The organism is Enterobacter sp. T1-1 (genome assembly GCF_000710795.1).
GTDB classification, from domain to species: domain Bacteria; phylum Pseudomonadota; class Gammaproteobacteria; order Enterobacterales; family Enterobacteriaceae; genus Enterobacter; species Enterobacter cloacae.
Genome location: NZ_JALW01000063.1, coordinates 1 through 24,069, shown reverse-complemented (window position 1 = coordinate 24,069; position 24,069 = coordinate 1). Strand labels below are relative to the sequence as shown.

Sequence of the window (24,069 nt, the reverse complement as noted above, 5' to 3'; positions counted from 1 at the left end):
CGGGCACTTTGCGATCACTCGCTCAGCAGATGCCCCATTTTGGCGGCTTTGGTGTCGAGGTAGTGCGCGTTTTTTGGGTTACGTCCCACAATGAGCGGTACGCGCTCAACGATATTGATCCCCGCTTCGGTCAGAATTTCGACTTTTTTCGGGTTGTTAGTCAGCAGGCGTACTTCATCCACGCCCAGCAGCTTAAACATATCCGCACACAGCGTGAAATCGCGCTCATCGGCAGCGAAGCCGAGCTGGTGGTTTGCTTCTACCGTGTCGTACCCCTGGTCCTGCAGCGCGTAGGCGCGGATTTTATTCAGCAGGCCAATATTGCGCCCTTCCTGGCGGTGATAAAGCAGTACACCGCGACCCTCTTCGGCAATATGAGAGAGCGCTGCCTCCAGCTGGAAACCGCAATCACAGCGCAGGCTGAACAACGCATCGCCGGTCAGACACTCCGAATGAACGCGAGAAAGTACCGGGGTTTGTCCTGAAATGTCGCCGTACACCAGCGCGACGTGATCCTGTCCGGTCGCCAGTTCTTCAAATCCCACCATCAGGAAATCGCCCCATGGGGTTGGCAGTTTGGCTTCTGCCACACGTTTAAGCTGCATGTGATTCTCCAGAGTAGGCTGACACGTTTCGTGTCTTCCGCCTGTTTTTGCTTTCTGTATCCGTTCATTTTGCCACAAGCTCAGCAGGTTCGCCTAATGGCTGCCATGCTATACGAACGTTAAACGCACGATCCGACATATCCACCCGTCGGATGAATTTCAGTTATGATTGTGACGCTTAGCGAAAAAGGAGAAGACATGCTTTCAATCGCCAGACGAACGGCAGCAGGTGCAGCCATATTGTTGATTATGCCATTAGCCGTTTGGGTATCAGGCTGGATGTGGCAGCCCGGGCACAATACCCTGTGGCTGAAAACGTTATACTGGATAACAGAGACGGTCACCCAGCCATGGGGCATCATTACTCATGTAGTGCTTTGCGCCTGGTTTTTGTGGTGCCTGCGCTTTCGTCTCCGCGCAGCGCTGGTGCTCTTTGCTATCCTCGGTGGGGCGATTCTTGTTGGCCAGGGGGTAAAATCCTGGGTGAAAGGCCATGTGCAGGAGCCGCGGCCATTTGTGGTCTGGCTGGAAAAAACGCATCATGTTCCGGTGAATGAGTTCTACAATTTAAAACGTAAAGATCGCGGTGCGCTGGTAAAAGAACAGCTTGCGGAACAGCAGGATATCCCGACGTTTTTACGTAAACACTGGCAAAAAGAGACCGGCTTTGCGTTTCCATCCGGGCACACCATGTTTGCCGCCAGTTGGGCACTTCTTGCCGTCGGCCTTTTATGGCCGCGGCGTCGTACTGTCACTATCGCCATTTTACTGGTCTGGGCGACGGGGGTGATGGGGAGCCGTCTACTGCTGGGCATGCACTGGCCACGCGATTTAGTGGTGGCGACGCTCATTTCATGGCTGCTTGTTACCCTTGCCACCTGGCTGGCTGAACGGCTCTGCGGTCCGTTAACGCCGCCGCCGGAAGAGAAAGAAGAGATCGCCGAAAGGGAGCACAGTGGCGTCTGAAGGTTGATTTTGCGCATTTAGCCCATAAATCCATGACGGGCGCGTCACTTTTTCCGTTTCGCGCCCGTCGCTAAAATGGTAGTTTATAAGGCTGATTGCGGTAAGTTGAACACACTTTATTCGCTTGAACCACATAACGGGAAGTAATGTGAAATATTTACTCATTTTCTTACTGGTATTGGCGATTTTTGTCATTTCAGTCACATTGGGTGCACAAAACGATCAACAGGTGACGTTTAACTATCTGCTGGCGCAGGGCGAGTATCGGGTTTCGAGCCTGCTGGCGGTCTTGTTCGCAGCGGGTTTCGCCATCGGCTGGCTGGTTTGCGGTCTGTTCTGGTTAAAAGTACGTGTTTCGCTTGCGCGCGCTGAACGTAAAATTAAACGCCTCGAACATCAAATTGCGCCTGCGTCCGACATCCCGGAAAGCTCTGGTGTGCCGGTCGTCAAGGAATAATCGAATATGCTGGAGTTGTTGTTTCTGCTTTTGCCTGTAGCCGCTGCCTATGGCTGGTATATGGGCCGCAGAAGTGCGCAACAAACAAAACAGGATGAGGCGAACCGACTCTCCCGCGACTACGTTGCAGGGGTGAACTTCCTCCTGAGCAATCAACAGGATAAAGCGGTCGACCTGTTCCTCGACATGTTAAAAGAGGACACAGGAACCGTTGAAGCACACCTGACCCTAGGCAACCTGTTCCGCTCGCGCGGCGAGGTTGACCGTGCCATTCGTATTCACCAGACCCTCATGGAAAGCGCCTCGTTAACTTACGATCAGCGCCTGCTGGCAGTACAACAGCTGGGCCGCGATTACATGGCGGCGGGGTTGTATGACCGTGCGGAAGACATGTTCTCGCAACTGGTGGATGAAACAGATTTCCGCATAGGTGCGCTGCAGCAGCTGCTGCAGATTTACCAGGCCACCAGCGACTGGCAGAAAGCCATTGATACCGCTGAACGTCTGGTTAAGTTGGGTAAAGACAAACAGCGCGTCGAGATAGCCCATTTTTACTGCGAACTGGCCCTGCAGCAGATGGGGAACGACGACATGGACAAAGCCATGGCGTTGCTGAAAAAAGGGGCCGCCGCAGACCGCAATAGTGCGCGTATTTCCATCATGATGGGGCGCGTGTTTATGGCGAGTGGCGACTATGCCAAAGCCGTTGAAAGCCTGCTGCGCGTCATTGATCAGGACAAAGAGCTGGTCAGTGAAACCCTTGAAATGCTGCAGACCTGTTATCAACAGCTGGGTAAACAGGATGAGTGGGTAGCGTTCCTGCGCCGCTGCGTGGAAGAGAACACCGGAGCCACTGCGGAGCTGATGCTTTCCGACGTAGTGGAGCAGCATGAGGGCAGCGACACGGCGCAGGTTTATATTACGCGTCAGCTGCAGCGTCATCCTACCATGCGGGTTTTCCATAAGCTGATGGATTACCACCTGAACGACGCAGAAGAAGGGCGTGCTAAAGAAAGCCTGATGGTGCTGCGTGACATGGTGGGCGAACAGGTGCGTAGCAAGCCGCGCTACCGCTGTCAGAAGTGTGGTTTTACCGCGTATACGCTGTACTGGCACTGTCCTTCGTGCCGGGCCTGGTCAACCATCAAGCCCATTCGCGGTCTCGATGGACAGTAATTTTTTAAAACACCTCACTTTAGTTACAACATACTTATCACTTTTATAATCCCGTTCAGCATCGTGCGGTTTGCCAGCCTGGCAGGGAATAAAACGATCCTGTCAATTTGTGGCGCTGGCAGGTAGAATGCACGCCGTTTATCTGTTCCGCGCCGCTGCGCGCCCATAGACGAAAAGGGCTGGTCATGACGTCTGTTACTTCCTCCACATCCCGCGTAGTTACTGATTCTCCTGTTGTTGTTGCTCTTGATTATAATAAACGTGACGCTGCTCTGGCTTTTGTCGACGGTATTGACCCTCGCGACTGTCGCCTTAAAGTGGGCAAAGAGATGTTTACGTTATTTGGACCGCAAATCGTACGCGATCTGCAACAGCGCGGTTTTGACGTTTTCCTCGACCTCAAATTCCATGATATTCCAAACACCACGGCGCATGCCGTTGCCGCGGCTGCCGAGTTGGGTGTATGGATGGTTAACGTGCATGCATCGGGTGGGGCGAGAATGATGACAGCCGCGCGTGAAGCGATTCTGCCGTTTGGCAGCGACGCCCCCTTGTTGATTGCGGTAACGGTGCTGACCAGCATGGACGAAAATGACCTGCGTGACCTCGGTGTGACGTTGTCACCGGCTGAACATGCAGAGCGTCTTGCGCGGCTGACGCAGAATTGCGGCCTGGACGGTGTAGTCTGTTCCGCGCAGGAAGCGGTGCGTTTCAAAACGGAGCTGGGCCAGAATTTCAAACTGGTCACGCCGGGTATCCGCCCAGCGGGTAGCGAGGCTGGCGATCAGCGCCGTATTATGACCCCTGAGCAGGCGCTGGCGGCAGGCGTGGATTACATGGTCATCGGCCGTCCGGTGACACAATCTGCTAATCCGGCAGAGACGCTTAAGGCTATCAACGCATCACTGAAAAAGGGGGCGTAATGACCGATTCAAACAGCCGTTTGGTCTATTCAACCGAAACCGGGCGCATTGATGAACCGAAAGCGAAAGCAGAGCGCCCGAAAGGCGACGGTATTGTCCGTATCCAGCGCCAGACCAGCGGGCGTAAAGGTAAGGGTGTTTGCCTTATCACGGGTATCGATCTGGATGATGCAGAACTGGCGAAACTGGCGGCTGAACTGAAAAAGAAATGTGGCTGCGGCGGTGCCGTCAAAGACGGGATAATCGAAATCCAGGGTGATAAACGCGATGTCATTAAATCGCATCTCGAAGCCAAAGGGATGAAAGTAAAACTGGCGGGCGGCTAAAATAAATGAGCCACGGTATTTACCGTGGCTCTTGTTTTATACGTGCGTAAGTCAGACCTGAAATGCGATAAATATCGCGATGCCCATCAGGGCGTATAATAATTATTTGCCGACCTGGTGACCGATAATACCACCAACAGCAGCACCACCTAATGTACCCAGCGTACTACCGTCTGTTAATACTGCACCACCCAGTGCACCAGCACCGGCACCAATGGCGGTGTTACGGTCACGTTTAGACCAGTTAGAGCATGCGCTCAGGGACATTGCTACAGTGATTGCCAGAACAGCGGCGGCTAATTTTTTGCTGGTTAAGGTCATAATACTTTCTCCTGAATTATCGATTCACGGAAAGATGCACGCTTTAAGTATAGACTAAACGAATACTTAAATTCTGTTCTCCGTGAAAGCTGGTCGCGCAGGTGTTACGTCATCACGCAGGTGATAGTCACTTCCTGTTATATCGCTAACATTAATTTTACGTCTTCAGGGTCAGTTAAACAGGTAAAAACTCTTAAAGGGGGGTTAGGATTCCTCTCAGAGAGAGGTTAAGAGGCGCCTGAAATTCAGGCGCTCGCGGTATCAGGCGGGTTTTTTAATAATGTCGACGATAAGTCCGTCTTCCTGGAGTTTATTCCGATGCGCTTCGCTCAGACTGTCATCGGTAATTACGCGGCTGAACCGGGATATTGGCCCCATCATATAGGGATGGACCGCGCCAAATTTTGAGCTATCGGTCAGCACGATTGCCTCACACTCTTTTTCCAGTACCGCGTTCACAACGTCTGAACGCATCATATCCCGGCCGGTAAAGCCGGTTTCTGGCTGCCAGCCGTCAATACCGATGAAGGCCTTGCTGAAATGCACCTGCTGCACGTACTGACGCGTCAGCGGGCCGACCATGCTCTCACTTTTTTTCTGATAGATACCGCCCAGCAGGATGACCTCGCAGCGTGTCTCCTTCAACAAGTGAGCGATATAGCTACTGACGGTAATGATGGTGATGTCTTTTTGCTCGGCCAGGGTGCGGGCCAGCAGGGCGTTGCTACTGCCGTTCTCAATAAAGACCGTTTCGCCATTGTTCACTAAGGACGCGGCAAACTCAGCCAGCTCACGTTTGAGGGCATAGTTATTCATCATGCGGGTTTCTACGTCCTCGCTGTCCAGCGGGACCGCATACCCATGCGCACGACGCAGGTAGCTCTGTTTTTCGAGTAGATTCAGATCCTGACGGATGGTGACTTCGGAAACGCCTGTCGTTTTAGCGAGATCGACGACGCTCACGCGCCCCTGATCGATGACCATCTGCAAAATGATTTGTTGTCGGGAATTCATAGCATCCATTTAATAAAGCGAAACGAGGGCGGATAGGGCGTGGTTAAACTTCCCACGGGGCTTTTGGCTGTCTGTTTTCTGACGCGGTTTCGGCGCCATTCTGAGCCAGAAGTTCAGACTTCAGGATCTCAAGGTTACGGATCGCAGAGTGATAATCGCCCGCCACCAGTATATCCAGCACGGTATCAATTCGTTGGGCTACGGCCTGCGCATCAATGTTAGACATAATCTCATCCCGGGTACGAAAAGTTAATATTTTCAATGATGCAGAAAATGGATTCAAAAGAGAAGGGAAAAAATGCAATAACTAAATTACATAAATGAAAGTAATAAATTTATTCCCCCGCATGCAGCGTGATGAATGAGTGGATTAGTCTAAAACTGCGCGCAAGGCGCTTTTTTATATGAGGAATTAGACTATGACAGTTATCAATCAGGCTACCTGCACACTGTTTACCGATACTGAACGTTTCACTCAGTTGTCCGGGTATTATGAGGAGGAGCGCCGCACAGTCTGGATGATGTTGCGGGCGCAGCCACGACCTTGCTTCAACCATGCGTTAATCGAAGAGATCATGAACCTCTCCTGGCTTGTTCGCCAGTCCGGGTTTGCGGTCGATTTTTGGGTTACCGGTTCGCTGGTGCCCGAGATGTACAATGCGGGAGGTGATTTACAGTTCTTTGTCGAATGTATCCAAAACGGACGCCGCGAAGCGTTAAGAGCCTATGCCCGTGCCTGCGTGGACTGCGTTCATGCGGCGTCACGGGGGTTTGATACGGGGGCTATTACCCTGGCGATGGTCGAAGGCAGTGCGTTAGGGGGCGGATTCGAAGCCGCGCTGGCGCACCACTTTGTGCTGTCCCAGCGCGATGCCCGCTTAGGCTTCCCTGAGATCGCCTTCAACCTTTTCCCCGGCATGGGGGGGTACTCGCTGGTTGCTCGCCGCTCAGGCATGAAGCTGGCGGAGGAGCTCATCTACAAAGGGGAGTCTCATACGGCAGAATGGTATGAACAGCATGGGTTAGTGGATGTCCTGTTCGAACCCGGGCAAAGTTATGTCTCCGTCAGAACGTTCATTGACACGCTGCGGCCGAAGATGAACGGCGTAAAGGCGATGTTACGCGCCCGTACCCGCGTGTTGCAGCTGCCTCGCAGTGAGCTGATGGATATCACGGAAGATTGGGTTGACGCCGCGTTCTGCCTTGAACCAAAAGATATCGCTTATATGGAGCGTCTGGTCATGCTGCAAAACCGCCACCAGGCGGCGGGTTTGCGCAAAGCCAGTTAGTGCTGTTTACGCGCCTGATATCGCTTTAGCCATCGCTCGAATGCGGCAGCGGGCATGGGCTTAGCAAAGAGAAAACCCTGCCGTTCGTTGACGCCGTTCTTAGTCAGAAAGGCGTCTTCTTTTGCGTTCTCCACACCTTCGGCAATGACCTGCAAATTCAGTGCCTGTGCCACCGCGACGATGGCCCGCACCAGCGACTGGGAAATAGACTGTTTATGAATGTCCCGGACAAATGACTGATCGAGTTTTATCGCATCGATGGGGAAGCGTGCCAGCTGCGACAAAGACGAGTAGCCGGTACCAAAATCGTCCAGATGGATTTGCGCACCAAGCTGGCTGAACTGCTGGATCACCGACAGCGCCAGCTCTTCGTTTTCAATGAGGCAGCTTTCCGTTAACTCAACGTCGATAGGGCAGTATTCAAAATCCAGATCCTTCAGGGCCTGTTTCAAGTCGCTGAAAATGGTTTGATCTGCCAGCTGACGGGCAGAGACGTTCACCGCCACGCGCAGGTTAATGCCTTTGTCGCGCCATTTCGCCACCTGGCGAACCACATCAAGCATGACCCAGCGGCCAAGCGGCACAATCAGCCCTGACTCCTCAGCATACGAGATAAACTCCAGCGGAGGAATTAACCCGCGTTCTGGTGATTGCCAGCGCACCAGCGCTTCAAGGCTTCTGACTTCACCGCGCCAGGTGACTTTGGGCTGGTAGTGGATCAGCAGCTGATCGTTATCCAGCGCTTTGCGCAGGTTGGTATCCAGCCAGAGATACTCAAACACGCGCTGGTTCATTTCCGGCGAGAAGACGCAGAACTTACCCCGGCCGTTCTCTTTTGCGGTGTACATTGCGGTATCGGCATTGCGGATGACGCTTTCCCGATCGTTACCGTGCTGCGGGGCGAGGGCGATACCTAACGAGCAACCGGTATAAATTTCAATCAAACCAATTCTGAACGGCTGGCGCAGACGGGTCAGAATGCGTGATGCCATCGCTTCCAGAGAACCCTGAGAGGTATTGGTGGCCATGACAATAAATTCATCGCCGCCGAGTCGCGCCAGCACCTGGCCTTCTTCCAGACAGCTCAGAATGGCCAGCGCGACCGCCTGTAATAACTGATCGCCAAACATGTGCCCGTAGGCGTCGTTCACCTTTTTGAAGTTATCGAGATCGAGATACACCACGCCAACCTGCGTCTCACCGCGGCTGTCGATGGCGTCTGAAATCAGTTCGTGGATCGCGTTGCGGTTCGGCAACCCGGTGATGGTGTCGGTATTGGCCAGCACCCGCAGGCGCTCCTGGGCGCGGCGCTCCTCCGTAATATCTGTGCCGGAACAGATAAGAAAAATTTCATTTTTACCGCTACCGCTGTGGACAAATTTGTTTCTGAACAGAAACAATCGTTGTCCTTTTCGCGTTTTGATCCAGCGCTCGACTTCGTAAGAGCTGCCGTTGCGAAAGAAGCCGGTGATGTTGCGCTTAGAGGCTGCCGCTTCACTGCGGCTCATAAACAGCTTAAACACGTTCTGGCCGATAACTTCTTGTTCTTTCAGGCCGGTGTACTCCTCGCTCAGGCGGTTAAACCGCTGAATATTGCCGTTCTGATCGAGGATTACGATAACGGAGTTGGCTTCCGAAACCACTTGTTCCGCAAAGGACAGCCCCTGAGCCAGGTCCCGGGCTACGGAAGGCGTATCGTTCCACGCAGAGGCAGTTCCGGCCCACTCATTACGGGTTATTTTGCGTCCGACAAGGTGAACAGGAACATCTTCACCGTACAACGAGAGCGTCATAGAGATACTGGACGTAATGACGGTTAACTGGCGAATAAGTTCGGCCTGTTCATCGTCCAGCGCCACCACCTGAGTGACATCGGCATTTTCACTGGTGGAAAGGTGCAGAGCATTGCTGTCTGCTGTCAGTCGCCACCAGGGGCTGTGAGTTCCCATGTAACGAAACAGCAAATTCTGCTCCCGATCGTCCATCATGTTTTCTCCTGCAGCTGCCTGTTAGCGCACAATTTATTCCGTTGCAATCGGCTTTTTCGAGGTGAGACCACGGCCAGACCGATGTGAACTTATTGTTTTTTCCCGGGTTTCTTATAATAAAACGAGTCAGGTAAAAAAGGATACTTAGCAAATAAAAATTCACGTAACCGAATATAACGGCACTCTTTTACTGTAGATAATTCTGGCGAATTTGGGCGAGGGAAGTCTGAAAATAGTAAGAAAAAATGAAGAATTTGCAGCGTGGCGTAAAAGAAAAAATTGTCGGCCCGTCCGGCAAGGAAAGGGCCGACAATTGAACAGCTTATCAGGCGGCAGGGCGCGCGATGATGCTGCGGGTTTCCATGCGGACTTCGGCGATAGTTACGTCAATCACGTCGGTGACCTTGTAAACCGTTTCACCTTTGATTTGCACAGTCCCGTTTTCCTGGCTACAGACCAGTTCATCGCGAACGGTATGCAGGAACGGCGCAGGGATAAAGGCCACCGCCCCATTATCCACCAGACGTACGCGCATCCCCCCACGGCTGATATCAATGATTTCTGCAGCGAAGCGAGTGTCTGTGCCGGCTTTGTCCTGCAGGAAGCGGGCGTACAGCCAGTCACCTACGTCACGTTCCGCCATGCGGTTCAGGCGCCGACGATCTGCCATCTGCAGGGTCGTGTCATCCTGAGGACGCGCAATTGATTCGCCCTTAATGATCGCTTTCAGCAGGCGATGGTTAACCATATCGCCATACTTACGAATTGGAGATGTCCAGGTGGCGTAGGCTTCAAGACCGAGGCCGAAGTGTGGGCCAGGCTCAGTGCTGATCTCGGCAAAGGACTGGAAGCGACGAATACGGCTGTCGAGGAAACCAGAAGGCTGTGCGTCCAGCTCGCGGCGCAGCTTGCAGAAGCCCTGCAAGGTTAGCACTTCTTCCGGGTCAACATGCACATCATGGTTCTTCAGTAAGGCGGCCAGCGCTTCGGTGTTCGCCGGATCAAACCCGGTATGAACGTTATAAATGCCGAAGCCAAGCTTGTCGCGCAGCACACGTGCGGCACAAATATTGGCGGAAATCATCGCTTCTTCGACGATGCGGTTCGCAATGCGTCGTGGTTCGGCCACGATATCCAGCACTTCACCTTTTTCGCCCAGAACGAAGCGATAGTCCGGACGATCCTTGAACACCAGCGCATGGGTTTGACGCCACTCGCTGCGGCTCAGACAGATGCGGTGCAGCAGACGAATCTGTGCGGCAACGGCCTCAGAGGCCGGTTCCCAGCTGCCCGTGTTCTCCAGCCAGTCAGAGACGTCGTCGTAAGCCAGCTTGGCTTTAGATTCAATGGTGGCCGCGAAGAATTCGATATCGTCTTCAATTGTGCCGTCCGCAGCAATGGTCATGCGGCAGGCGAGCACCGGACGCACTTCGTTCGGCCGCAGCGAACAGAGATCGTCGGAGAGTTCACGAGGCAGCATCGGGATGTTAAAGCCCGGCAGATAGTTGGTGAACGCACGGATTTTCGCGATATCGTCCAGCTTGCTGCCTTCAGCAATCCAGGCGGTAGGATCGGCAATGGCAACGGTTAACAGCAGTTTGCCGTCAGCAATTTCTTCAGCATACAAGGCGTCATCCATATCTTGCGTACTGGCGCTGTCGATAGTAACAAACTCCAGGGCAGTCAGATCGCGACGCTCAATACCTTCGTCCTGCATCTCGGTGGCGACGCCGTTCGGGGCTTCTTTCTCAAGGTTATGGCGCGCAAGCGTAACCCACCACGGTACAAAATGGTCATCACCGAACGTGATGAACTGGGTCAGTTCCGCATAGAAACCGCGATCGCCTTTCAGTGGATGACGGCGCATTTCCGCAACGGCCCAGTCACCTTCTTTAAAATCATGCTCAACGCCGCGAGCGGCACGGCAGGGGATGGCGTCTTTCAGCAGAGGATGATCCGGCACGATGGAGAGACGATCGTCTTTTCTCTGCACCTTGCCCACAAAACGGGTCAGGAACGGCTCGATCAGTTCTTCCGGCTCGGCAGATTCACGCTCTTTTTCGGTATGAATAACCGCCATGACGCGGTCGCCGTGCATCACTTTCTTCATCTGCGGTGGCGGAATGAAGTAGCTTTTCTGCGCGTCGACTTCAAGGAAACCAAAGCCTTTTTCCGTGGCTTTTACGACCCCTTCTGCACGCGGCGTCTGGGAATGCAGTTGCTGTTTAAGCTGCGCTAGCAGCGGGTTGTCCTGAAACATAATGTTCTATTTTCGTAGCCATTGAGCGGCTGACAGTTTTACGCGATTCTCACTGCCACAGCAAGCGCTCTTTGGGTAAATAGTATGGTTATTCCGCTTTGCCAAGCGCCACTTTCAGGCGCTCCAGCCAGCCGTCTAACGCGCTTCGCGTAAGCACTGCAATCGCCCGGCCAGCGGGAAGACCTTCCTCCGTAAGCGGGTTAAACTGTGCTGCACTGAAACGGTCCGGTGAACGTGTCAACAACTCCACGGCCGCTAAGAGCGCTGGCGACGCGGCCCGGTCTTCTACGCGGCAATGGTTCAGGATTTCTCCCGTCAGATCGAGCAACGTGGGTTCGTGGCAGAGCACAGGCGTCAGCGCCTGAAGGGCGGGATCGGCTTGCCAGCGTGAAAGCGACTCAAGTTGATGCGCACTGGCACAGCGCAGTTCCACGACAGGCAGTAGAGCGATCCAGGCGCCGGGCCTGGCGGGCAGCGTGTGCGGTTGAATATGGTGTCCCGGCAACCAGCGTACGGGGTGGCCCAGCAGCGCCTGAAATACTGCTACCACGCGGGCCTGAAAACCGATGAAGCCAATAATCTGGCTGATGAGCACGATGTCATACGTTGTCAGACCCACCTCATCAAGCTGGTGCTGCGCTTTATCATCAATGACATCCGGTGAACTGGCAAGCTGGCGGGCATACTGCGTGATCTGGGCCAGACGGCGGTTACTTTCGCGAGAGGAGTCCGGGCCGGGAAGGGGGGCGAGAAGGGCGGCGTAGTGGTTACAGAGCCTTTGAACCCCGCAGGCCTGCGCCACCGTCAGCGCGGTGCTTAGCCTGTCGTAGGCACTCAGCGTATGCAGACGGTTGACGGCGATATCGAGTGGAAACAGCCGGTGACATAACGCCCGGGCAGGAGTAAGCCAGCCAGCACAGGCAGTAACAATCTCATCCGGTAAGGCTAAATCGAGCAAAAAACGATCGTCGACGTTAGCGGCTTCGGGCACCAGAGGCAGGACATCCGTCTGCGCGTGGTTTGACTGGGTTTCGTGGTACCAGTGGCCTTTGCCGGAAAAACGGCGTTGTTCCATGGGCGTTCCTTGATCTCAAAATGGCGATCAATATCCTGGCGTAAGGCGGATGAGGGGAAAAATATTGTTAGGTGATAACAAATAGCAGAACGGAATAACGAGAGAGGGCGGGCCGGGAAAAACTCTCTTCCCGGGCGGGAAGAGAGTCACAAACTTATTTTATTTCCAGCTCGTTCATTGCAGCGATGTTGAAGCCGCCGTCAACGTGAACCACTTCGCCGGAGATACCCGCGGAAAGGTCAGAGCACAGGAATGCTGCAGAGTTACCCACATCTTCAATGGTAACGGTACGACGAATCGGGGTAACCGCTTCGCAGTGTGCCAGCATTTTACGGAAATCTTTGATACCGGAAGCCGCCAGGGTGCGGATTGGACCTGCAGAGATGGCGTTAACGCGCACACCTTCAGGGCCCATTGCGTTCGCCATGTAGCGGACGTTTGCTTCCAGAGACGCTTTAGCCAGACCCATCACGTTGTAGTTAGGGATTGCGCGCTCTGCGCCCAGGTAGGACAGGGTCAGCAGGGCGGAGCCCGGGTTCAGCATGGCACGGCAAGATTTCGCCATCGCAACAAAGCTGTAAGAGCTGATGTCGTGAGCGATTTTAAAGCCATCGCGGGTTACCGCGTTCACGTAGTCACCGTCCAGCTGGTCGCCAGGTGCGAAGCCGATGGAGTGAACGAAACCGTCGAATTTGTCCCACGATTTTGCCAGTTCAGCAAACATGCCATCGATGCTTTCATCTTGTGCAACGTCACATTCCAGAACAATGCTGGAACCCAGCTGCGCGGCAAATTCTTCAACACGGCCTTTCAGCTTGTCGTTCTGGTAGGTGAACGCCAGCTCAGCGCCTTCGCGATGCATTGCCTGTGCGATGCCGTATGCGATGGACAGTTTGCTGGCAACGCCGGTTACCAGAATGCGCTTACCGGAAAGAAAACCCATAGCTTTAATCCTTATATTCATTGCTTATTTTGCCTTGTAATTCATAGCGTTACAGGCAGTATTTCAAAATTATTCGAAATCAGCTCGAAATTATAGCCCACTCACTGCCCCTTGTGTCACGCTATTTCTCGCGAATCTCCCGGGAATGAACGCGCGTAAGGGGCTGATATGGGAAACGCGGCTGTGAAAATTTCGGCATTCGTCCAGTATATCACCCGGCGTCAGGTTCACCTCATCCAACCAGCGTCGAAGCGTGATCCCGTAAAGCGTTTCACCTTTTCCTGGCGTGCTCGATGAAACGCGCGACGACAATAAAGAAAACCGGGACGAAGAAAATGGCGAGAAATGTACCGCTAATCATACCGCCGAAAACCCCGGTACCAATGGCATGCTGCGTGCTGTCACTTGCGCCACGGGCCAACATTAACGGGACAACCCCTAGCGTAAAGGCCAGTGAGGTCATCAGAACAGGGCGCAAGCGTTGCCGGGCAGCCTGTAGCGTTGCTGCCACGATTGTTTCCCCCTCCCGCTGCAGCTGCCTGGCAAACTCGACAATCAGAATGGCGTTTTTTGCAGACAGCCCGATCAGGGTGATCATCCCCACCTTGAAGAAAACATCATTTGTCATGCCGGCAATGTGTACGGCCGCTACCGCGCCAATAAGACCCAATGGCACGACCAGCATAACCGCGAAGGGTATAGACCAGCTCTCATAGAGCGCGGCAAGAACCATAAACACAACGAGGATCGACAGCACAATAAGGCCGGGAAGCTGTGACTCAGACGCTTTCTCCTGCAATGAACTCCCGGCCCATTCCCCTGCGATACCCGCAGGCATCTCTCTTGCCAGCGCTTCCATGATTTTCATTGCCGCACCGCTGGATTCACCCGAGGCGGCACTCCCCGTAATACGTATCGCAGGATAACCCTGATAGCGGTTCAACTGCTGGGGCGCAACGTTCCATGAAAGGGTGGCAAACGTAGAGACCGGCACCATTTGTCCCGTCCGATTTTTTACCGATAAGGCTAACAATTGTTCGGGCTGCATGCGGTAGGGCGCATCGGCCTGAACAATCACCTGTTGAACGCGGCCGTTATTGGTATAGTCATTAACGTAACTGGAGCCCGTGGTCACAGACAGGGTTTGATTAATTTCGTCAAACGAGACGCCCATGGACTCGGCTTTTTCCCGGTCGATCTGAATCGCCAGGCTGGTGCCATCCGGCAGGCCATCTATGTAGACATCATTCAGTTCAGGCCGTTGATTTGCCTGCTGAACAAGGTCATCCGCAGCCTTTTTTAGAGCCTGATATCCCAGTCCTGCTCGGTCCTGCAGATAGTAAGTAAATCCGGATGAGGTCCCCATATCCGAAATCGCCGGAGGAAGGAGGCTCATCGTCACGGCATCAGAAACGCTCTCCATGCGCGACTGGATAGCGTTTGCTTCATCCTGGGCGGTGATCCCTTGTCGGTTTTTCCAGTCCTTAAGCGTGGTAAAGGCCATGGCCGAGTTGGGGCCAGAACCTGAAAAGCCAAAGCCCAGGATCATAATGTTGCTCTCAATCGCCGGTCGCGATGCAATTTCCTCTTCAAATTTTTCAACCACTTTAAGGGTACGCTGCATGGTCGCATCAGACGGCAGTTGCAGGGATGACATAAAGTAGCCCTGATCTTCATCCGGCAGAAACGAGGAGGGCAAAGACGACAGGCCAGCAAACAGGGCAGCGCAAAGGGCAACATACAGCAGCAGCATGCGGCCCGTTCGTTTTAATACGGCGCCCAGGCTGGAGGCATATACCGCCGTGAGGGCGTGAAAATGCGCGTTAAACCAGGTCGCAAATTTCCCGGCCCCTCTCTTGTTCACCTCATGGGGCTTGAGTAACGTGGCACAAAGCGCGGGTGTCAGCGTCAGCGCCAGAAAGGCCGATAACAAAATGGAAATGGCCATTGAAATACAGAATTGTCGATAGATGATCCCCACCGATCCCTCAGCAAAGCCCATCGGGATAAACACCGCCGTGAGCACAAGCGTGATACCCGCGATGGCAGGGGTGATTTCTTGCATGGCCTGCCGCGTGGCTTCGCGCGGTGAAAGCGCTTTTTCTTCCATCAGTCTTTCGACGTTTTCAACCACGACGATGGCATCATCAACGATAATACCGATTGCCAGCACCATGCCGAACATGGTCAGGATATTGATGGAATAACCGCTGAGCAGCATGATCGTAAAGGTGCCCAGGAGCGCCACGGGGGCGACAATCGCCGGAATAAGCGTGCAGCGTATCTTGTGCAGAAAAAGCAGCATGACCAGGAACACCAGCACCATCGCTTCAACAAACGTCTGTACCACCTTCATAATTGAAAGCTTTACGAAGGGTGCCGTATCAAAAGGGACGGTGAAGGTCATTCCCTCCGGAAGCACGTGAGAGAGCTCATCAATGCGCGCCCGCACGCCTGAGGCGGTACTGATGGCATTCGCTCCCGGCGACAGCTGGATTGCGGCTGCCGTCGCCGGGACGCCGTTTTCGCGAATACCGTACGCATAGCTTTGCAGGCCGGATTCAATGCGGGCAACGTCCGACAACTGCAGGCGGGCCCCTGTGGTATCGGATTTAAGGGTAATATGGCGAAATGCCTCGACCGAAGAAAGTTGTCCTTTGACCGTAATCGGATAAGTCACTCCCTGGCCTTCTGTTGCCGGTTCATCGCCCGTTCTGCCGGGGGAAACAATGGTGTTCTGCTGGCTGACTGCCGTAAGTACATCGCTCACCGACAGCCCATAGCTGTGAAGCTTCATCGGATCGAGCCAGATACGTAGCGCTTTCTCACCACCAAAAAGCTGGACTTTGCCAACCCCCGGCACGCGGCGAAGCTCATCGCTAATATTTCTGGCAAAATAATCGCTCAAATCCGCTTCCTGAAATTTCCCGGAGGTGGATTTTAACCCCACCATCATCAGAAAACCGGCGTTCGCCGCCTCGACGTTAATGCCGTTTTGCCGGACCGACTGAGGTAGACGCGGTTCGACAATTTTTATCTGATTCTGGAGATCCATCTGCGCCAGTTTAATATCTGTGCCTGGCTTAAACGTCACCGTAATTGAGGCTGAACCGGTGGTGTCACTCGAGGATTCAAAATAGAGCAAATTATCCACGCCGGATATTTCACGTTCGATAAGAGAGACGACCGATGTATTCATCACATCAGGGCTGGCACCGGGATACGAGACAGTAATGATAATACCCGGCGGTGCAACGGCCGGATATTGCGCAACCGGCAGCCGGGGGATAGACAACACGCCCGTCAAAACAATAAAAAGTGCGACGACCCAGGCGAAAACAGGACGATCAATAAAAAATTGCGGCATGAGGATTACTTCCAGTCAACTAACAGTGAAACGCATTACGGGTGCAGTGCCTCGTCATCGGTCGATATCCGTTTACCGATGTCTCTGAGCTGTGAAAATTTCTCAAGGAGTTGCGGGGCGTCATCCAGGCTTGTCGCAAACATCCACATATAGGTCATCACGGAGTAGATATGACCCGCCGTAATACCCGTCGAGTGGGTCATCAGGATAATGGTCAGCGTAAAAAGCAGGGCAATCAGCGAACCAATCAGTAAATATCCCCACGCTTCGCGGTCAGAGAGCGCAATTCGCAAGTGTGCAAGCGTAGAATAATGACGTTTAAGGGTCGCAGAGCCCGCTTTATGTACATAATCCACCTCTTTCTCGAGGCGGTTATTGAGGCGTCGGAACAGCAATTCATTCTTATGGGTGAAACCGGAAACAAATCCCATCAGGATTAAGACGATGATGGCGCAGACGATGCCAGCCCAGAATTCAATGATCAGCAGCATAATGGCTGCACCAAAAAGCGAACTCATTGAGGTAATGAGCATGGGCAGATGCATTTCAAAGAAATCCACGAACTCACGCGACAAGGTAACTCTTGCCGCGATTGTCGAATGATTAAGCTGGTATTTTCGCTGAGCCAGCACCACAGAGACCGCAAGCCCGGCGTAAATCCGTGCGAAAGTGCGCGTGTCCACGCTGCGCCTGGCGGCACCAATGCACCAGATAAACAGGACCATTAGCCCATACAGTGCAGCGCTCACGGTATCCCCGGCGAGAATGGCATTTATCGCGATCCCCGCAAGTACGGGATAGAGTAAAAAGGTCACATTTTCGGCAATAACCAGAAAGAAGGTAATAAACAGCTTCTTGCGGTGCCGCACGGCAAGTGCCTTGAGCGAGCCAACAACCCCGGAAACGACCGGAGGACGATGAGTATTTTTAAGGATCATATTTTTCGAGTTATTAATGCCAGAGAGCAGGGGAATTCCGTCAGGAATTTATCCATTAACCGTTACTTTATACAGCGCATGTTTAGTACTGATGTGCGATTTGTGGAGGTTATATGGAGACAGTAAATTAAATCATCCTTAACATGAGATAAATGGGTGAGCCAACAAAGAATATAATGAGAAAACATTCGCAGTAAAACACCAGATCGGCGATATCAGGTGCGATATTTAACAAAATACTAAAAATGATGATCAGGTAGATAAAAATCAATGCCAGGCACAGGGCCATGACAAGGAGTTCCGTCAATCCGCCTCCTTTATGTTGAATCGCAAGAAAAAACGATGTCGCTGCGATACAACCATAAATAACAGGTGAGGAGATAATGGTTGCCGCCACTTTTTCATCGACTTCATGTATCAGGATCATCCAAAGATGCAATAATCCCCACGATACAATAAGAAACAAACATGACGTGCCAACGTTAGCAGGTGAGACATATCTATTAATATTCATGGTGAGTGTCTTCGGGTATTAATGAAAGCAATTGATAGACCGGGGTGCGTGTGAGAAGTTCAACGGTTTATTCTCTTTGGTCGTTTTTTTTCTGAATAAAAAAGATTACGTCTGTATATGGAGTATTTATTTCCGAAATGTGGAGGAAGTGTGGAGACAATAACCTAAGGGAGTTCGGTTGTGGCAGAAATGTTTATAAAAAATCGTCGCGCAACGGCACTTTTTTGTCGTGCGTGGGTCTTAGACTTTTATAAAATGACGTATAGCGTATTTTCTCAACATAATAGAGACGCTTTCAGTTCCTGTGGAGATAAAATGTACAAAAATAATCTAATCCTTGTCGCCGAAGATGAAGATGAAATCGCCGATATACTGATGAGCTACCTGCAGCGGGCTGGGATGAAAACGTTAAGGGCAACTGATGGTGAGCAGGCGATAAACCTGACGCGTCTGCATAAACCGGATCTCATTTTGCTGGATATCCAGTTGCCGGTATTTGATGGCTGGAGCGTTCTTACCACGCTGCGCCGGGAGAGTACGGTGCCTGTTATTATGGTCACCGCCCTCGATCAGGATGTTGATAAACTGATGGGATTGCGCCTGGGCGCTGACGACTACGTGATCAAGCCTTTCAATCCCTCTGAAGTTGTCGCGCGAGTCGAAGCCGTACTGCGCAGGACGAAGGCTCACGTTCAACAGGTGGCTGCAATGCCGCTCAGGACGCCCTTCATCACGGTCTACCCGGATGATTTCTATATAGAAGTTACGGTGGGGGAAGAGGTGGTTTGCCCGGTATTGACCACCACAGAATTTAAATTGCTGACTTACCTGGTCAGGAACCCAAGAAAGGTCTGCTCCCGTGAGGAATTACTTAACGCCTGCCTGCCGGAAGGCGATACCTTAGACAGAACGGTCGACAGCCACATGAGCAAGCTGCGTAAAAAACTGGAGCTTGCAGGTCTTCATGGCGTGCCAGAAAGCATTAGAGGAATGGGCTACCGGCTGGGAGAAAAGAAATGAGCAGAGAGTCTGTTCTGAGCCGCCAGATTCTGACCTACATGTTAACGCTGGCATTGATGATTATCGCCATCGCTATTCTGGGGTCCTGGCTGTTTTACAGCTTCGTACTCGATTACCTTCCGGGCGGCGTAGCGGCCGGTAACGATGAAAATATGACGATGTGGGACTGGGTGTGGATCGTGACGGTCTCTGCAATCAGTGTGATGATTTCCCTCTTTTTAACCGTAAAGCTGTCATCGCGCATCCTCACGCCATTAAACGCGGTAGCCACAAGCCTGAAACGCATCTCGCAGGGCGAGCTGGATGCCAGGGCCTGGTGCGCCAGCTCCCGGCTTGGCGAGATAAATCATCTCGTCAACGACTTCAACGAAATGGCTGAAAAATTACAGACGCTGGACAGTCAACGTAAATCCTGGAATGCGGCGATTGCGCATGAACTGAGAACACCCGTCACGATTTTACGCGGGCGGCTTCAGGGGCTCGTCGACGGTGTTTTTACGCCGGAACCCGTTCTGTTTAATAACCTGCTTAAACAAACCGAAGGGTTGGCGCGGCTAATAGAAGATCTCCGGGTTGTCAGCTCAGACGGCGGTGCCGGTTATACGTTATACAAGAGTGAAATCGATCTGAAGGAAACCCTCGAAACGGCGCTGGAAACCTTCAGACCCGAGTTTGAGCGTAAGCAATTTACTCTTCGTACCGAACTTAAAGCCCAGCGGTGTCTCTGCGATCCGCTACGTATTAATCAGTGCTTAACCGTGCTGTTCGACAATGCGCTGCATTATTCGACATCACGTAAACTCATCGTAAAAAATGGCGTGTTTGGCAGAGAAAATTACATTCTGATTCAGGACGAAGGGCCGGGCATTCCCCGCGAATTTCATGATTTTCTCTTCCAGCCCTTTCAGCGGGATAAAGGGGCCAGACAATTGAATCCTGAAGGGTGTGGTTTAGGGCTGTCGGTGGTCAAAGCCATCATGTCTGCGCACGGTGGCGATGTCACCTATGTGTTGACGAAGCAAAACCACTCCCTCTTCAAATTAACCTGGCCGAACGCGTCGTAACTGCGTACAGGCTCAAATGAGCCTGTTTGCGACGGGCGTCATTTGCCACATTTCACCTAACCTGGCATCCCATTCCGGCGGCGTGATAGTCAGTTTGCCCCGTTTCGGACTTAACGTTATCTCACTGAAGTAGATCTCGTCCCGGGTGAGCATGAGATCGACACGGCAATAGTCAATCCCCAGGGCCAGTTCTTGTGCCGCCAGCAGCGCTTCCTGATAAGAGGCGGGCTTGGGTATGTCCTGCGGAGAGTTGGGATATTCCATCTGGAAAGGCTGCAACTGCCAGTGGCGATCGTAAACGTTGATAAAACCATTGCCGCTTTCATCGGTGAAATCAGCTTCCACAAACTGCGCAACACCGTGGAAACAATGAATCCTCAACATTTCGGGTGTTGTGTTTTTGTCCGCGTCATTAAAGAGATCGATATACTTCTCGCACAGAATAACAGGAGGGATGTTTTTATATTGCCATTCCCGTGTGGTGTAATATAAATTTCTCTTTAATGCCAGCCGGAGTTTGTTTTTCGATTTTTTAAGGTCAAATTCAGCTTTGTTTGTGCATATGATCGCGCTTCCACTGTCATGGTTGCACTTTAACACAAATTTATGCGGCAGTTTCGTCATGTCGATGTGCTCAACACGACGGTATACGCCAATCAATGGAACGATTTTTAGACGTTGCGTTCTCGACAGGACATATTCCCGCACAGCCAGTTTATCCGCCAGCATCGTATAGTGCGCATTATGGTCATAGACCAGACGATGACAAATTTTTTCGTTCAGGGTAGCAGGTGATTTTATATCAAATGTGTCACCGTGAATTTCTTTGAGACGGGACAGATGAAAGTTAATGTCGGATATTAAATAAGACCGACACTTCCTGAGTAGATACTCAAGATGTTTTAAATAATATGTGGTTTTGTTCATTCTTTCCTCCGAAATATCTGCATATTCTGAAGGAGAAGGATTGATTCTTATTGCCTGGAATATGGAGGAAAAATGGAGAGCCGCTTATAAAGCGGATGGCGATGTGCAACGCAAAATAAAAGGATTAAACGTCTGTTTAATCCTTTGAAGTTCTGAGTCGAAATATTCGCTGTCGCGGGGGACGCCTGACGGGCGGTTACCGATCCTTTCTCCATGCATCAGCAGTTAGCGCTTCACCAAAATGTCCGGCAATCAGGCGTTTTGTTAAATCGTGGAGTGGGGAGGCCAGCACATCCGCCGTGCTGCCGCGCTCGACAACTTCACCCTGATGCATGACCATCACCTGGTCGCTGATGTGTTTCATCATGCCAAGATGTTGGGTGACGTAGATATAAGAGATCCCCTGTTTTTCCTGCAGTTCCAGCATCAGGTTAATTAACTGCGAACGCATCGACATATCCAGTGAGGCGAGGGCTTCGTCAGCAATAATCACCTTCGGGCGCAAAATCAGGGCGCGCGCCAGCCCCAGACGCTGCTTCTGTCCCGGAGCCAGCATATGCGGATAGTAACTTTCGTGATCGGGCAGCAGCCCGACCATACGCAGGGTTTCAAAGATACGTTTACGGCGAGCGTCAGGCTCCAGATCGGTATTCAGCCGCAGCGGGAAATCCAGGATCTGCGAAATACGCTGGCGCGGATTGAGCGAGGTGGAGGGATCCTGGAAGATCATACGGATACGCTGGCTGCGGAAGGAGTAATCGCCGAATGCCAGCGGATGATCGTCAATCAGCACTTCACCGCCGCTTGGCTCAACCATGCCCGCCAGCATCTTAGCCAGCGTGGATTTGCCGGAACCATTCTCGCCAATAATCGCCAGCGTCTGCTTTTCGCGCAGCGTAAAGCTCAGCGGTTTCACCGCTTCCACGGTCTGGCGATGGAACAGCCCGGTGCGGTAGCGAAAGGTCTTACTCAGGTTGCGTACTTCCAGTAAGGTTTCGACCATTTCACTCTCTCTCCATGTTCAGCGGGAAATGACAGGCGTAAAGATGGTTTTTCGCCCCCGTCAGACGCGGCGTTTCAATACACTTACGCTGAGCATACGGGCAACGTGGCCCAAGACGACAGCCTATCGGCAAAGATTCCAGAAGCGGGATCGCACCCGGCAGCGTGTTCAGACGGCTCTTGTGCGGCATGGCGCTGCCAAAATCCGGGATCGCACGAATCAGCGCCTGGGTGTAGGGGTGATGCGGCGTGGTGATCAGATCTTCACTGGGGGCGGTTTCCACCGTTTGCCCACAGTACATCACATCAATTTTATCCGCCCATTTGCTGAGCATTTGCAGGTCGTGACTGATTAGCAAAATGGTGGTGTTGTTATTCTGATTCAGCCGCGTCAGCAGACGAAATATCTGCGCCTGCGTGGTCGGCTCCATCGCGTTCGTTGGTTCATCCGCAATCAACAGACGCGGCTGATTGGCCAGCGCGATGGCGATCATCACTTTCTGGCATTCACCGTCGGTGAGTTCGTAGGGGAAACTGCGCATTGCGTCTTTATGATCTTTGATCCCGACGCGGTGCAGCAGCTCAATGGCGCGGCGTTTGCGCCAGCCGAAACGCTGCCACCAGCGGCCTTTATAGGTCCAGCCGGGGATATTCTGCATCAGCTGCTTACCTACGCGCTCGGACGGGTCAAGGCAGGATTGTGGCTCCTGGAAAATCATCGAGACGTTATGGCCCACCAGCTTGCGACGCTCGCGCGGAGAAAGGCGCAGCAGGTCGATATCATCAAACCGCATGCGGTCGGCGGTGACGCGCCAGTTGTCCTTCGCTACACCACAAATGGCTTTGGCGATGAGGCTTTTCCCGGAGCCGGATTCGCCCACCAGCCCGCGAATTTCACCTTCAGCAAGGGTAATGCTGATTCGATCGACAGCCTTAACCCAGCCCTCACCGGTTTTAAACTCGATGGTGAGGTTGCGGATATCAAGAAGCGGCATTATTGCACCCCCGCATTAATTGCGCGGCGAATACCGTCGCCCAGCAGGTTAATCAGCAACACGCTGACCATAATGGCCGCACCCGGTAACATAACTGTCCACGGGGCGACGTAGATAAGCTCCAGCGCATCGCCCAGCATCGCACCCCATTCCGGTGACGGCAGTTGGGCACCCAAATCGAGGAAACCCAGCGCAGCGATATCCAGTATCGCCATCGACAGGGCGCGGGTGATCTCGGTGACCAGCCCGGCTGCGATATTCGGCAGGACGGCAAACCAGAGAATATTCAGCGTGGTGGCACCGTCCAGACGGGCAGCAACAACATACTCTTTCTCCAGTTCGTCATGCACCATGCTGTACACAGAGCGAACGATACGGGGCAGGATTGCCAGCCACACGGCAAACATGGCATGCGTCAGGTGCGGCCCGGCAAAGGCCACCACAATGATCGCCAGCAGCAGCGATGGGATAGAGAGCAGGGTGTCCAGAATATGATTCAGCACCGCCGAGCGCAGACCGTGGGTGGAGCCAGCAAAAATGCCCAGCGCCAGACCGCAAACTGTGGCGGCAAGCGTCACCACAAACGCACCACCCACCGTTGGGGCGGCACCGCTCAGCAGGCGGCTCAGCACATCACGGCCCAGATCGTCGGTGCCCAGGAAGAAGGAAACCTCCCCATAGCGCGACCACGACGGGGGCAACAGTTGATAGCCGAGGAACTGCTGGTCGATACCGTACGGCGCAAACCACGATCCAAATACGCACAGCAAGACCAGACCGGCACAGCCGTACAGGCCGATCATTGCCGTGGTGTCACCATAGAATTTACGCCACACGGTACGTAGCGCACCGGGCGTGCGCTTTTCACTGTATACGCTATCGTAGGGCATATGAATCCG

General features: G+C 52.9%; 23 protein-coding genes. 8 read left to right on the top strand and 15 right to left on the bottom strand.

Features of this window, described 5'->3' with window-relative positions:
* Positions 1-14 precede the first annotated feature (14 nt).
* Positions 15-605, bottom strand: coding sequence for a GTP cyclohydrolase II (gene ribA, locus AK59_RS0119390; RefSeq protein ID WP_013096372.1), 591 nt, complete (start codon positions 603-605; stop codon positions 15-17).
* Between the two features lie 198 nt (positions 606-803).
* Here ribA and pgpB point away from each other — a divergent pair, with 198 nt between their 5' ends.
* The 5 genes from pgpB (at position 804) to yciH (ending at position 4,453) form a co-directional block, all read left to right on the top strand.
* Positions 804-1,571 (top strand): phosphatidylglycerophosphatase B, encoded by a 768-nt coding sequence (gene pgpB / locus AK59_RS0119385; RefSeq protein ID WP_028027956.1) that lies wholly within the window; start codon positions 804-806, stop codon positions 1,569-1,571.
* Between the two features lie 148 nt (positions 1,572-1,719).
* Positions 1,720-2,028 carry a LapA family protein gene (locus AK59_RS0119380; protein ID WP_013096374.1) on the top strand — a complete coding sequence of 103 codons (309 nt, stop codon included), beginning with the start codon at positions 1,720-1,722 and terminating at the stop codon, positions 2,026-2,028.
* A gap of 6 nt (positions 2,029-2,034) precedes the next feature.
* Positions 2,035-3,204: a lipopolysaccharide assembly protein LapB gene (gene lapB / locus AK59_RS0119375; protein ID WP_013096375.1), complete on the top strand. Its 1,170-nt coding sequence runs from the start codon at positions 2,035-2,037 to the stop codon at positions 3,202-3,204.
* 185 nt (positions 3,205-3,389) lie between these two features.
* A complete protein-coding gene (pyrF, locus tag AK59_RS0119370; RefSeq protein ID WP_029883570.1) occupies positions 3,390-4,127 on the top strand; it encodes an orotidine-5'-phosphate decarboxylase in 738 nt (245 codons plus the stop codon).
* Positions 4,127-4,453 carry a stress response translation initiation inhibitor YciH gene (gene yciH / locus AK59_RS0119365; RefSeq protein WP_013096377.1) on the top strand — a complete coding sequence of 109 codons (327 nt, stop codon included), beginning with the start codon at positions 4,127-4,129 and terminating at the stop codon, positions 4,451-4,453. Before pyrF ends, yciH begins: the two co-directional genes overlap by 1 nt.
* Before the next feature lie 102 nt (positions 4,454-4,555).
* Here yciH and osmB read toward each other — a convergent pair whose 3' ends face one another.
* From osmB to AK59_RS0119350, 3 genes are all read right to left on the bottom strand, one after another.
* Positions 4,556-4,774 carry an osmotically-inducible lipoprotein OsmB gene (gene osmB / locus AK59_RS0119360; RefSeq protein WP_008501216.1) on the bottom strand — a complete coding sequence of 73 codons (219 nt, stop codon included), beginning with the start codon at positions 4,772-4,774 and terminating at the stop codon, positions 4,556-4,558.
* A gap of 261 nt (positions 4,775-5,035) precedes the next feature.
* A complete protein-coding gene (gene yciT, locus AK59_RS0119355; RefSeq protein WP_029883569.1) occupies positions 5,036-5,788 on the bottom strand; it encodes a DNA-binding transcriptional regulator YciT in 753 nt (250 codons plus the stop codon).
* Between the two features lie 43 nt (positions 5,789-5,831).
* Positions 5,832-6,014, bottom strand: coding sequence for a YciZ family protein (locus AK59_RS0119350; RefSeq protein WP_020690946.1), 183 nt, complete (start codon positions 6,012-6,014; stop codon positions 5,832-5,834).
* A 193-nt stretch (positions 6,015-6,207) separates the two neighbouring features.
* On the opposite strand from AK59_RS0119350, the gene AK59_RS0119345 reads away from it, so the two are divergent.
* Positions 6,208-7,077: a crotonase/enoyl-CoA hydratase family protein gene (locus tag AK59_RS0119345; RefSeq protein WP_013096380.1), complete on the top strand. Its 870-nt coding sequence runs from the start codon at positions 6,208-6,210 to the stop codon at positions 7,075-7,077.
* On the opposite strand, the gene pdeR is transcribed toward AK59_RS0119345, so the two are convergent.
* From pdeR to crrC, 7 genes are all read right to left on the bottom strand, one after another.
* Positions 7,074-9,065: a cyclic di-GMP phosphodiesterase gene (pdeR, locus tag AK59_RS0119340; protein ID WP_029883568.1), complete on the bottom strand. Its 1,992-nt coding sequence runs from the start codon at positions 9,063-9,065 to the stop codon at positions 7,074-7,076. The two genes, AK59_RS0119345 and pdeR, sit on opposite strands and share 4 nt — an antisense overlap.
* A 325-nt stretch (positions 9,066-9,390) precedes the next feature.
* Positions 9,391-11,325, bottom strand: coding sequence for an exoribonuclease II (locus AK59_RS0119335; protein WP_029883567.1), 1,935 nt, complete (start codon positions 11,323-11,325; stop codon positions 9,391-9,393).
* An 88-nt stretch (positions 11,326-11,413) separates the two neighbouring features.
* Positions 11,414-12,400: a CMD domain-containing protein gene (locus tag AK59_RS0119330; RefSeq protein ID WP_029883566.1), complete on the bottom strand. Its 987-nt coding sequence runs from the start codon at positions 12,398-12,400 to the stop codon at positions 11,414-11,416.
* Positions 12,401-12,554: 154 nt separating this feature from the next.
* On the bottom strand, positions 12,555-13,343 hold the full coding sequence (fabI, locus tag AK59_RS0119325; protein ID WP_013096384.1) for an enoyl-ACP reductase FabI: 789 nt from the start codon (positions 13,341-13,343) through the stop codon (positions 12,555-12,557).
* A gap of 271 nt (positions 13,344-13,614) precedes the next feature.
* The gene (locus tag AK59_RS0119320) at positions 13,615-16,710 is read right to left on the bottom strand and encodes a multidrug efflux RND transporter permease subunit (RefSeq protein WP_029883565.1); all 3,096 of its coding nucleotides are present in this window, start codon (positions 16,708-16,710) and stop codon (positions 13,615-13,617) included.
* A 35-nt stretch (positions 16,711-16,745) separates the two neighbouring features.
* Positions 16,746-17,648, bottom strand: coding sequence for an ABC transporter six-transmembrane domain-containing protein (locus AK59_RS0119315; RefSeq protein ID WP_029883564.1), 903 nt, complete (start codon positions 17,646-17,648; stop codon positions 16,746-16,748).
* A gap of 127 nt (positions 17,649-17,775) precedes the next feature.
* Positions 17,776-18,162 (bottom strand): colistin resistant protein CrrC, encoded by a 387-nt coding sequence (crrC, locus tag AK59_RS0119310; RefSeq protein ID WP_028027998.1) that lies wholly within the window; start codon positions 18,160-18,162, stop codon positions 17,776-17,778.
* A gap of 315 nt (positions 18,163-18,477) precedes the next feature.
* On the opposite strand from crrC, the gene AK59_RS0119305 reads away from it, so the two are divergent.
* Together AK59_RS0119305 and AK59_RS0119300 are read left to right on the top strand one after the other, a co-directional pair.
* Positions 18,478-19,182, top strand: a complete 705-nt coding sequence (locus AK59_RS0119305) for a response regulator (protein WP_020690953.1) — start codon at positions 18,478-18,480, stop codon at positions 19,180-19,182.
* On the top strand, positions 19,179-20,246 hold the full coding sequence (locus tag AK59_RS0119300; protein ID WP_029883563.1) for an ATP-binding protein: 1,068 nt from the start codon (positions 19,179-19,181) through the stop codon (positions 20,244-20,246). The genes AK59_RS0119305 and AK59_RS0119300 overlap by 4 nt, the downstream gene beginning before the upstream one ends.
* A 12-nt stretch (positions 20,247-20,258) precedes the next feature.
* On the opposite strand, the gene AK59_RS0119295 is transcribed toward AK59_RS0119300, so the two are convergent.
* The 4 genes from AK59_RS0119295 to sapC all read right to left on the bottom strand — a co-directional run bounded on the left by AK59_RS0119295 (position 20,259) and on the right by sapC (position 24,060).
* Entirely contained in the window at positions 20,259-21,173 is a 915-nt protein-coding gene (locus tag AK59_RS0119295; protein ID WP_029883562.1) for an ATP-grasp fold amidoligase family protein, read from the bottom strand.
* A 196-nt stretch (positions 21,174-21,369) separates the two neighbouring features.
* On the bottom strand, positions 21,370-22,176 hold the full coding sequence (sapF, locus tag AK59_RS0119290) for a putrescine export ABC transporter ATP-binding protein SapF (RefSeq protein WP_013096393.1): 807 nt from the start codon (positions 22,174-22,176) through the stop codon (positions 21,370-21,372).
* Position 22,177: 1 nt separating this feature from the next.
* Entirely contained in the window at positions 22,178-23,170 is a 993-nt protein-coding gene (gene sapD, locus AK59_RS0119285) for a peptide ABC transporter ATP-binding protein SapD (protein ID WP_013096394.1), read from the bottom strand.
* Entirely contained in the window at positions 23,170-24,060 is an 891-nt protein-coding gene (gene sapC / locus AK59_RS0119280) for a putrescine export ABC transporter permease SapC (protein ID WP_020690956.1), read from the bottom strand. The genes sapD and sapC overlap by 1 nt, the downstream gene beginning before the upstream one ends.
* Positions 24,061-24,069: the final 9 nt, after the last annotated feature.